A 10683-nucleotide genomic window follows, 5' to 3' on the forward strand; every position below is an offset into this window, starting at 1 on the left:
AAGTGAAAAAGTTGAACCTATTGCACATGCCGTTGAAATCAATATCGCAATCCTAAATTTGCTTTTGAAAAAGCAATTTCAACGTGGGTTACATTAGCTTAGAGTTCAGCTTTAGAAGCCATGCAAAGCAACATCCGTCATACTCTCAAGACTGTTGCTCTACTAATGTTTGGGGCTGCGATCGCCCTATTCCTCACAAATTGCAGAGCAGTTTCCAACCAGAGTTCAGACCAAGCTAGCTCCACTACAGTCGAAAATTCAACGGACGAAGTTCAACCTACGGGATGTGTCACGTCAATCAACGACCCTGCCGCTCCAGTCACCAACATCTACTCCAATCCTGAAGAACAGTCCAGTGAGGTGTTGGATGAATTGCCCAACAATACAGAGATAACAGTAGTAGGCTCTCAGAATGGTTGGCTGCAAATCAATTCACCTGTAGCAGGCTGGGTCTTTTTAGGATCAACAACGGTTTCCTGTGGTGACACCGCCGCAATTCAAACTGTCGTCGGTAATGTTGATCTGTTGAAGGAGAAAGCGATTGGGGGCGATCGCCTCGCTGCCGATATGCTGATTCGCTATGCATTTCAAGCAGACAGCGCAGGTGCCGAAGTCGCGCTCGGTGCAATTATGGAATGGGCACAAACGAATCCAGAATTACTCATCTCCGTTCTGGATGAACAGCCTCAATCTGTCCGAAATGGCGTGCTGTCTTTGCTCAAATTTTCTTTATCATCAGAGGCTCAATCTACCTTTGAAGCGGCGCTAACGAAACAAAGTTCGGATTCGCCAACGGCTCAAACTTGGCAGCAAGACGATCGCCCCTCTCCTTAGAGAAAGTTCAGCCAAAACTTCAAAACTTACTCCTCAACCGGGTTGCTAAACCTCAATTCCCTGCATATCCAAACTGCGCCATAAATACCAGGAGGCGATCGCTCCATAGGGTTTCCACTTTTGCCCCATCAACTCCACCATCTTTTTGGTGGGTAAGTCATCTAGCTGATAGAGCTTTCGAATTCCAGCCCTCACCCCTAGATCATCTACGGGTAAAACATCAAGTCTCCCTAGCCGAAAGATCAATAGCATTTGAGCACTCCAACGCCCAATCCCCTTAACTTGAGTGAGCGTTTGAATGATGGCTTCATCTTCCATTTCTGCCAACTCTGCCATAGTAGGTAAACCGTCTAATATCTTCTGCGCTAAGTCTTTGAGGTAAATAATTTTAGAGCGTGAAATGCCAACTCCACGTAGCGTTTCATCAGGTGTGTTGAGAATATCCATTGCTGTCGGCAATCTTTCAGCGTAAAGCTGAAGAAACCTGCCGTGAATTACATTCGCAACTTTGGTAGAAAGCTGCTGATGCAGAATTGTTTTAGAGAGAGAAAATAGCAAATCTGCTTCAAGCTGGGGTTCCCCCAATTGACAGGGGCCAACCTGCTGAATCAGGTTTCCTAGAACGGAGTCAGACTTGATGAGAAAGGCGATCGCTGTTGAATAATCCATCGCTGAAAAACTATATTTAAGGCTCTCGTCGTAACAAAGTAAAACTGGTAAAACTTGACTTCTAGATACCTAAACTTACCTAATTCTGTAGAAAATTGGTCGAGTTTATCGTATGAATAACAAGTCAATTTTTCCTTTAAGAATTAGTTGGGTTGGCTGACATCACTAGATTAATCACAGCAATAGAAGAGCAGTAAATAGCTGTCTTAACATCATGCTAGTTACAACACAGATTCGACCATATTTAGCTGAAACGCTTTATCAAAAGTGGGCTGAGAAGAATTTAGCAATTGATATAAATTAATATAACTAGATCGACTTCAATCTATTGACACTAGCTGTTTCGTATAAATACGGTAGTCACAGCAATTCGTGAAGCCTGAATGAATTTAAAGAATTGGTGACTGTTTTTGATCTGCACTGGGGAAACCTATTGCCAAGTAAATTCGTGTGAGAATAAAGCTATGGCAGACGCAGGGAATACCTTACAGGAAGCAAAGCGAGTTGCCTTTAGTAGAGGCTTCGCTAGATATGCAGACTCCCTTATTTCCACAGACCGCAACGACTATTACCGAATCGATCTTACAACCCGCAAAAGCTTTAGCGCTAAAGTTTCTGGTTTAACGGGCAATGCCGACCTTGCGCTTTACGGTAGCAGAGGTGGGATAATTCGTCCCACTTCTAGACAGCCTCTCACACGAGAAGAGAACATCAATCGTACCCTTGACCCAGGTACCTACTACCTTCGAGTTTTTACTCCTGAAGCAACAACCACAACTCGATATGCCTTAACCCTATCTGCTTTTGACGACAATGCCGGAAATACCCAGACTAGGGCACGTGCTTTAGGAGACATCACTGGAGTCGTTAACCGTGTTGATTATACAGATTTTGTCGGAGTCTCAGACTTAAATGACTTCTACAGTTTTACAGTGAGCGATCGTAGAACTGTTAATGCCTCCATCCGAGGTCTACGGGGCGATGCCGACCTGTACCTAAGAGACACTGCAGGCAACATACTCCAGCAGTCTGTTACAGCAGGTACTGCTAGCGAAGTCATTACTCGTGCTTTAAATGGTCCGCTCACCAATGGTAACCCTGTCAACGACCCTACCAGACCTGTTACTTATTTCCTGCAAGTTGTTCCCAAGGCAGGTGTGCGTACTGGATACACACTAGGAATCTCTACGGGTCCAGAAGCTGGGGCAACCGTTGCAAAAGCACGTAGTATCGACCTTACTTTTGATAGTCAAACTTATAGTGATGGACTCGGTGATGGGGATAATATAGACCTTTACAGCTTCAGGGTAGACACCCCTAGCGACTTTAATCTGCGGTTAGATGGCTTCAATGCAACTTTAAACGCGGATGTGCAGCTCTATCGAAATGACGGCTCAATTGCTCCCTTTACACCTCAAAACCTTGTTGCTTCATCGGTTCAAGGCGGACTAGGGATTGCAGAAAGCCTCACCAACCAGCGGTTGACTGTGGGCGATTACCTGATTCGAGTTAGCCGATTTGGCAACACGGGCAACTCCTCCTATAACCTGACATTATCGGGACTGCCAGGAGACAGAGCGCCAAACACAATTCAAACTGCCCGTAACCTTAACTTGAGCAGTACAAATATCCGCGCTCCGTTTACGCTAACGGGTACGGATGGTGCCCCTGAATTTATTAACCCTGCTGACCGGCTCGACTTTTACAAAGTGGACCTAAACTCAGGCGGTCGCACTTTCCTTAGCATCAGGCTCACCAACCTGCCAAACGGCAACTTGCCAAGCGGCACTGCTGATCTATTGCTGCTGCAAGATAGCAACAATGATGGAGTCATTAGTGACTCAAATGGCAGTGGCACTATCGATCTAGGCGACGAGGAAGTTATCTCCGTTTCTACCAGAACGGGTTCTTCTCCCGAAACGATTGGAGGCACTTTCCAGGATGGCACTTACTACCTCGCTGTTAGACCTGGTGTAGAAGGTCAAGCCAGCTTCTACGATCTCAGTGCTTACACTGCTCCAGGTGGCACAGTTCCTAGTATCACCAGAGACATTCTGTTTGGGGCAGGCAGTTCTGACCCTCGTGAATTCACTGACGTGAGTGGCTCCCTCTACTTCACTGCAAATGATGGAGAAGGATATGCTCTGTGGAAGAGTGAAGGAGCTATTTTGACCGCACTTGGCACTGTGCAAACTACGGCAAAAGTGAAAGCGATCAAGCCAGGAGCAACGTCAACCGATATTTCTGGACTTACCAATATCAATGGTGTGCTTTATTTTGCGGCTGACGACGGAGTGAATGGCACCGAGCTATGGAAGAGTGACGGTACTGCAGCCGGAACCGTGTTGGTTAAGGACATTAATACTACAGTGGGAGGTTCTTCTCTGCCGCGATCGCTAACCGCGGTTGGCGATACGCTCTACTTTGTAGCTTCTAACCAGGGTGGCAATTTCGAGCTATGGAAGAGCGATGGCACTGCAGCCGGAACCGTTCAAGTTGCAGATTTAGCAGCGGGATTAGTTAGCTCTTCTCCAAACAGCTTGACTAATGTCAATGGCACCCTCTTCTTCACAGCTAATGCTGGTGCGACAGGAACGGAACTGTACCGTCTTGACCCTGGCAGCACGACCCCTCAACTTCTAGACATTGCAACAACGGGTAATCCCAACTCCTTCCCTGAGAATTTAACCGTTGTGAACAACGGGCTGTACTTTACAGCGCTCACCGATGCAAACGGAATAGAAATCTGGAAGATTGGTGCTAACGGTAGCCCAATCAGAGTGACAGATATTGGACCAAGTTCGTCTGATTCGGATGCTGCAAATCTCACTGTAGTTGGCAGTAAGCTCTATTTCACAGCAGTTGATAGTAACTTTAGAAATCAGCTTTGGAGCATTGATACAGCCAGCGCTGACACACTCACCCAGTTGACTAGCGTTGATAACGGTTCAAGTCCTGCCAGCCTAGTTAACGTCAATGGCACTCTCTATTTCTCTGCCAGAGACGGAGGACTCGGTCGCGAAATTTGGAGTACCGATGGCACAGCCGCCGGAACTACAGCGAAGACCAATGTTGACTTCAACCCAGATAACCTGGTTGATGTGAACGGAGTTCTTTATTTCACAGCAAATGACGGCGAAAGCGGCAACGAATTGTGGAGATATAACCCTGCTGACTCCAATCCAGAGGCAGAACTTGTCTCCGACATTATCCCAGGTGATATCGGCTCAGACCCACAAGGCTTGACCAACATTAGCGGCAGGTTATTCTTCCGGGCTGATAATAGCTTCGATCAAAATGGTGACGGTGTAATCAACGAGCAAGAAGGAAACGGCATTGAGCTTTGGGGACTGTAACGACTGTAGTTTAGTCACTTGAATTGATTTGAGGGGTAGGGTTAGAGGTAAAGTTTCTAACCCTACCCCTTTCTTTTGAAGGTCTGCGCGTCGTGCTATGGACCTGGATAGAACGCATCTATTACAAGCAATCCTGTCACGAATCAATAGAATTGCTATATAGAATGGAGACATGGCAGTTGTTAAGACTGTTGGCAGGAGCCATTTAGCCCTGCTTGACTAGGCTAGATTAGTCATACCAGCATTAATTAGCCTGTTTCTATTTACTTTGTACATTCCAAAAGGAAAGATAGAGTCATGGGGTTATTTGACCGTGTTAGTCGGGTTGTCCGGTCTAATCTCAACGCCGCCGTCAGTTCTGCTGAAGATCCAGAAAAAATCCTGGAGCAAGCGATTATTGACATGCAGGAGGACCTGGTACAGTTGCGTCAGGCTGTTGCAAGTGCGATCGCCAGCCAAAAACGAATGCAGCAGCAACATAACCAGGCTCAGTCAGAAGCAAACAACTGGCAACAGCGGGCTCAGCTAGCGCTGCAAAAAGGCGACGAAAATTTAGCGCGTGAAGCCCTCAACCGCAGAAAGGTGCAAGCTGAAACAGCTACAGCGCTGAAGACACAGTTAGATCAGCAATCCTCAACGGTAGATACCTTAAAGCGCAATCTGATTGCGTTGGAAGGCAAAATTTCTGAAGCAAAAACTAAGAAAGATATGCTCAAGGCTAGAGCTAGTGCCGCCAAAGCCAATGAGCAGCTTCAAGGAACAATGAGTTCGCTCAACACCAGCAGCGCAATGGGTGCGTTTGAGCGAATGGAAGAAAAAGTGCTGCAAATGGAAGCTCGCTCACAAGCCGCGGCAGAGTTGGCAGGGGCTGACTTAGAGAGTCAGTTTGCTGCACTGGAGTCAGGTAGCGATGTGGATGATGAGTTAGCCGCGATGAAGGCGCAACTATTGGGTTCTGCAGCCCCGGCAAATCAAGCGCAGCTTCCCTCCTCCGAGCCTACGACTCAAGCCCCTCAAGATAAAGCAGTAGATGATGAGCTAGAAGCTTTAAAGAATCAGCTAGATCAGCTATAGAATCTAATTAATTTCGCCTGTTAAGGTTTGCTAGGAGGTTACGTTCCAGTGACGTAGCCTCTTTAGCGCTCTAAGCTTCTAGGAAATGCTTTTGTCTACTATGTCTGACCTGCCACCCCTCAGCATTGATACTATTTGGGCAATTCTAAACGACACGCTAGATGATGCGACGGTTAATCAACTCGTGTGGCACTATCTGGGCTATCGGTACGATGCAACGGCAGAGCGGTGGAATGCCGAAGAAGTTTCTTCTGAATGGTTGGAGAACTATCCAGAGCCACCAAATTTTATTGAAGACCGTCCTGCTACGGTTAAGTTAACGCGCTCTATTCCCAAACCCAACAAGCAGCTTTTGAAGGAGCAACTTGGGTTTGAAGGGTACAAGGTAGGAGAGCTAGTTCCTCGTCTGACGAGACGCGCAACAATGGCAAACTGGTTGCTCAGCTATATGCGCGATCGAGAAATTGTAGGTTGAATAAGGGGCGATCGCTATTTAAAGCCGCTCTTTTAATGAGGGTTAGTTATCAAACTCTCTGATGGTTTTTATCAGCCTAAGAGTAGAGATAAAGCTTTGGACATAAAAGTTTATTTCCTCAGAAAGATGTCTGAATGAATCTGAACCTCAGAGAATAAGTTCAGACTTCTTCCTAAAGGAATTTTATGGCTAACCAGATTGAATTTAGTTTATTTGCACCTTATAACAATGCAGCAACATTAATTGGGTCTTTTTCCGACTGGAAAGAAATACCCATGCAAAAAGATAAAGAAGGCTTTTTTCGCACTAAAGTTGAGCTAGAAGATGGCGCTTATCAGTACAAGTTTCGTGTACAGTCTAAAAGCTGGTTCTTTGAACCTGATCAATGGGTAGATGTAAACGATCCCTATGCAACAGATATTGATAACCCTACTCAAAATTGTGTTTTAACTATTAAAGACGGCGAAAGAATTGTTGATACTTATGTTTGGCAACATGATGATAAACCCTTACCTGCAGATCATGAATTAGTAATTTATGAAATGCACGTAGGTGACTTTTCAGGGGGAGAGGATGACCCTTATGCTCGTGGAAAGTATAAGCACGTCATCGAAAAGCTGGATTACCTGTGCGAATTAGGTGTCAACGCTATTGAACTGATGCCTGTTAAAGAATATCCAGGTGACTATAGCTGGGGTTACAACCCCCGTTATTTTTTTGCAACAGAATCTAGCTATGGTTCTACGGCCGAGCTAAAGAATCTAATTGATGAATGCCATGCTCACGGTATTCGTGTTCTCATGGACGGCATTTTTAATCACTCTGAAGCAGAGAGTCCACTCACTCAAATTGACCATGATTATTGGTATCACCATGAGCCACGTGACCCAGATAATAACTGGGGACCAGAATTTAACTACGAGCATTATGACGAAAATCTAGAAACCCATCCTGCTCGTCGTTTTGTCGGTGATGCGGTTCGTTTTTGGATTGAGGAATATCACATTGATGGCATTCGTTATGATGCGGCTCGGCAGATTGCAAACTACGACTTCATGCATTGGATTGTGCAGGAAACTAAGCAAGCTGCGGGAGCAAAACCGTTCTATAACATTGCTGAACATATTCCTGAAACAACAGATATTACAGGTGTTGATGGCCCAATGGATGGCTGTTGGCATGAAAGCTTCTATCACTGCATTCTGGAACATATCAGTGGAGAAACTTTCGATTTAGAGCGTCTCAAAGATGCATTAGATGCTAAGCGTCAAGGCTTCTTGGGGGCTACTAATGTAGTTAACTATTTAACCAATCATGACCACAATCACCTGATGGTGGAATTGGCAGACCGCGATATTTTTGATGAAGCCGCTTTTAAGCGACTGAAGCTGGGTGCGGTGATGCTCATGACAGCAGTGGGTGTGCCGATGATTTGGATGGGTGAAGAATTTGGGGAGTATAAGCCTAAAACAATTGAGCAGAATAAAATCGAATGGTCTTTGTTAGAGAATGACTTGAATCGAGGATTATTCGAGTACTACAAGGGCTTGATTTCCCTGCGTAAGGAGAGTCATGCACTTTATACCGAGAACATTAACTTCTTTCATGAAGATCCAGAGGGTAAAGTTCTAGCTTACGTTCGTTGGAACGATGAGGGGTCAAGAGTCGTTGTCGTAGCAAACTTCTCAGACCAATACTTGGCAGGCTATCGAATTGAAAATTTCCCAGAAAATGGTACTTGGCATGAATGGACGGGAGATTATGATATTGAGGCGGGCGATAACAACATCATGATTGACTTGCCAGAATATGAGGCGAAGGTATTTGTCTGGCAACAGTAGTAATTTACTCCTTTTCCACTAAAAGATTCAGGGATGCATCCCTGAATCTTTTAGTACCTAATCTTTAGCTGGGAAGGGATTAATGGAAACGCAACGGAGTTAATGGAGACGTGGTTGATTGCATCTCTACTGCATCCGATCTATGGTGCGGTATTGAACTGCTTCGGCTACATGATGAGTCTGCAAATTTTCGTCGCCTGCCAAATCTGCAATAGTTCGAGCAACTTTAAGGATGCGATCGGTAGCTCTGGCAGATAGCCCGAGTTTTCGGATCGCTCCTTCTAACAAGGTGCGAGTTGCATTATCTAACAGACACCATTGTCTCAAGTGGCTGCTCTGCATATCTGAGTTGCAGCGCGGGGTATCGTTCTGAAATCGGGTGCGGGCGCGATCGCGCGCTACCTGTACCCTTTTTCTTACTGAGACAGAGTCTTCGCCAATTGGCTGTTGGGTAATTTCTTCTGGCTTCAAGCGGTTGACGGCTACCTGCAGGTCAATCCTGTCCATTAGTGGTCCTGAAAGCCTTGCCCAGTATTGCTCTCTCGCTTTTGGTTTGCAGGTACAGGGCTGGATTGTATCGCCAAAGTAACCGCAAGGGCAGGGATTAGTACTGGCAACCAGGGTAAACTGAGCCGGAAAAGACACCGATTGACGAGTCCGTGAGATTGTAACGTGACCATCTTCAAGCGGTTGACGCAGAAATTCTAAAACATCTCTTTTAAATTCTGTTAACTCGTCTAGGAAAAGCACTCCCCTGTGCGCTAGGGAGATTTCACCAGGACGAGGAAAGCTACCGCCGCCAACGAGTGAAGGTCCAGAGGCGGAGTGGTGGGGACTGCGAAAGGGGCGATCGCTGACCAAAGACCCCCTATCTTTCAATAATCCTGCAACTGAGTGAATTTGAGTAACTTCTAGTGCCTCGCTAAATGAGAGAGGTGGCAAGATACCGGGTAGCCGTCTAGCGAGCATAGTTTTGCCGCTGCCAGGAGGACCAACAAATATCAAGTTGTGCCCGCCAGCAGCGGCAACCTCCAAGGCGCGACGGGCATGAGCCTGTCCTTTTACGTCTTTTAAATCTAGACCGCAGAAGTGCGATCGCGTCAATTCTGCTAGCCCATCTACTTGTAGTGGTTCGTAACGTTCTGGCTCATTCAAAAAATCCGCTACTTCTGAAACGTGCTTGAATCCATAAACTGTCAGCCCTTTGACAACAGCCGCTTCGCGGGCGTTGTCGGCTGGTACGACTAGTCCTTTGATGCCTAAACGTTGAGCGGCGGCAGCGATCGCCAGCACCCCTGCAACAGAACGAAGCCCTCCATCTAAGGAAACTTCGCCTAAAAATAAATAGTCTTCTAGTAACTGAGCGTTAACCTGCTCAGAAGCCGCTAGGATGCCAATGCTAACAGGCAAGTCAAAGCTAGGCCCTTCTTTGCGTAAGTCAGCAGGAGTCAGGTTGATCACAATTCTTCGCATTGGGAAGGCATAGCCTGCGTTTTTAAGGGCGGCTTTTACCCTTTCCTTCGATTCCTGCACAGCAATATCGGGTAAGCCAACAACGACGATTCCTGGCAGTCCACCTGCGATGTCAACTTCAACGCCAACTTTGACAGCATCAATGCCAATCAAAGAGGCACTCCAAATTCTGGCAAGCATACAAATTTCATCCACTGCGGCTACCCGGTAGAGTGCCCTTAATTTTTGTTGGTAGAACAATTTTTCAGGACGGCATAAGCCTTTAGAATTTCAGCAAGTAGTTTTTGTAACCAAAATGAGCGAAATTCAAGAAACTATTTTCAGCAAGATCATCAAGCGGGAAATTCCAGCCGACATTCTCTATGAGGACGAGTTGGCGATCGCCTTTCGAGATATCAACTCGCAAGCTCCGGTTCACATTCTGGTGATTCCCAAACAGCCGATTCCACACTTGTCGGATGCAGAATCTTCAGACCACGCACTGATGGGGCACTTGTTGCTAACTGTAAAGCGAGTTGCAGAGCAAGCTGGATTAACCAACGGTTATCGAGTGGTGATCAATAACGGTGAAGACGGAGGGCAGACCGTCGATCACCTGCATCTGCACATCTTGGGAGGACGGCAGATGACTTGGCCTCCCGGCTGAGAACTGCTGAAATTGGGCTCTTTGCAGAGCGTTACCTTAGGCAATTGTTGAGAAATGAGTAACTAATCATGAAAAGCTTTACAAATTTCAACAAAAGCCTTAAGTTATGTACAGGTCGAGAAAACCGACCCAATACATCTTGTAAACCAAGCACTCATTAATCATGACAACGACTCTACAGCGGCGCGAGAGCGCATCACTGTGGGAGCAGTTCTGCAACTGGGTGACCAGCACCGACAACCGCCTGTACGTAGGCTGGTTCGGCGTTCTGATGATCCCCACCCTGCTCTCTGCCACCATCTGCTTCATCATCGC

General features: G+C 46.4%; 8 protein-coding genes and 1 pseudogene. 7 read left to right on the forward strand and 2 right to left on the reverse strand.

Annotated features, from left to right (window positions below; genetic code table 11):
* The first annotated feature begins 120 nt into the window (after positions 1–120).
* Positions 121–834, forward strand: a complete 714-nt coding sequence (locus H6G00_RS24740) for an SH3 domain-containing protein (protein WP_190798783.1) — start codon at positions 121–123, stop codon at positions 832–834.
* A 45-nt stretch (positions 835–879) separates the two neighbouring features.
* Here the strand turns inward: H6G00_RS24740 and H6G00_RS24745 are convergent, their stop codons facing one another.
* On the reverse strand, positions 880–1503 hold the full coding sequence (locus tag H6G00_RS24745; RefSeq protein ID WP_190798784.1) for a DNA-3-methyladenine glycosylase: 624 nt from the start codon (positions 1501–1503) through the stop codon (positions 880–882).
* A gap of 464 nt (positions 1504–1967) precedes the next feature.
* Between H6G00_RS24745 and H6G00_RS24750 the strand changes: the two genes are divergently transcribed.
* From H6G00_RS24750 to H6G00_RS24765, 4 genes are all read left to right on the forward strand, one after another.
* Entirely contained in the window at positions 1968–4859 is a 2892-nt protein-coding gene (locus H6G00_RS24750; protein WP_190798785.1) for an ELWxxDGT repeat protein, read from the forward strand.
* A 297-nt stretch (positions 4860–5156) separates the two neighbouring features.
* Entirely contained in the window at positions 5157–5933 is a 777-nt protein-coding gene (locus H6G00_RS24755; protein ID WP_190644084.1) for a PspA/IM30 family protein, read from the forward strand.
* Positions 5934–6033: 100 nt separating this feature from the next.
* Entirely contained in the window at positions 6034–6408 is a 375-nt protein-coding gene (locus H6G00_RS24760) for a DUF1823 family protein (RefSeq protein ID WP_190798793.1), read from the forward strand.
* A gap of 185 nt (positions 6409–6593) precedes the next feature.
* Positions 6594–8249, forward strand: coding sequence for an alpha-amylase family glycosyl hydrolase (locus H6G00_RS24765; protein ID WP_190798786.1), 1656 nt, complete (start codon positions 6594–6596; stop codon positions 8247–8249).
* A gap of 126 nt (positions 8250–8375) precedes the next feature.
* On the opposite strand, the gene H6G00_RS24770 is transcribed toward H6G00_RS24765, so the two are convergent.
* Positions 8376–9902 carry a YifB family Mg chelatase-like AAA ATPase gene (locus H6G00_RS24770; protein ID WP_190798787.1) on the reverse strand — a complete coding sequence of 509 codons (1527 nt, stop codon included), beginning with the start codon at positions 9900–9902 and terminating at the stop codon, positions 8376–8378.
* Positions 9903–10017: 115 nt separating this feature from the next.
* Here H6G00_RS24770 and H6G00_RS24775 point away from each other — a divergent pair, with 115 nt between their 5' ends.
* A complete protein-coding gene (locus H6G00_RS24775; RefSeq protein ID WP_190644114.1) occupies positions 10018–10368 on the forward strand; it encodes a histidine triad nucleotide-binding protein in 351 nt (116 codons plus the stop codon).
* Positions 10369–10531: 163 nt separating this feature from the next.
* Positions 10532–10683, forward strand: a pseudogene (locus H6G00_RS24780) (photosystem II q(b) protein); the annotation flags it as partial.

The organism is Leptolyngbya sp. FACHB-541 (assembly GCF_014695875.1).
In the GTDB taxonomy this organism is placed as follows: domain Bacteria; phylum Cyanobacteriota; class Cyanobacteriia; order Elainellales; family Elainellaceae; genus JAAUTN01.

Excerpts from the sequence above, each read along its gene's own strand:
- H6G00_RS24750 (WP_190798785.1), top strand. The coding sequence starts at position 1,968 with ATGGCAGACGCAGGGAATACCTTACAGGAAGCAAAGCGAGTTGCCTTT.
- H6G00_RS24775 (WP_190644114.1), top strand. The coding sequence starts at position 10,018 with ATGAGCGAAATTCAAGAAACTATTTTCAGCAAGATCATCAAGCGGGAA.
- H6G00_RS24760 (WP_190798793.1), top strand. The coding sequence starts at position 6,034 with ATGTCTGACCTGCCACCCCTCAGCATTGATACTATTTGGGCAATTCTA.
- H6G00_RS24745 (WP_190798784.1), bottom strand. The coding sequence starts at position 1,503 with ATGGATTATTCAACAGCGATCGCCTTTCTCATCAAGTCTGACTCCGTT.
- H6G00_RS24765 (WP_190798786.1), top strand. The coding sequence starts at position 6,594 with ATGGCTAACCAGATTGAATTTAGTTTATTTGCACCTTATAACAATGCA.
- H6G00_RS24755 (WP_190644084.1), top strand. The coding sequence starts at position 5,157 with ATGGGGTTATTTGACCGTGTTAGTCGGGTTGTCCGGTCTAATCTCAAC.
- H6G00_RS24740 (WP_190798783.1), top strand. The coding sequence starts at position 121 with ATGCAAAGCAACATCCGTCATACTCTCAAGACTGTTGCTCTACTAATG.
- H6G00_RS24770 (WP_190798787.1), bottom strand. The coding sequence starts at position 9,902 with ATGCTTGCCAGAATTTGGAGTGCCTCTTTGATTGGCATTGATGCTGTC.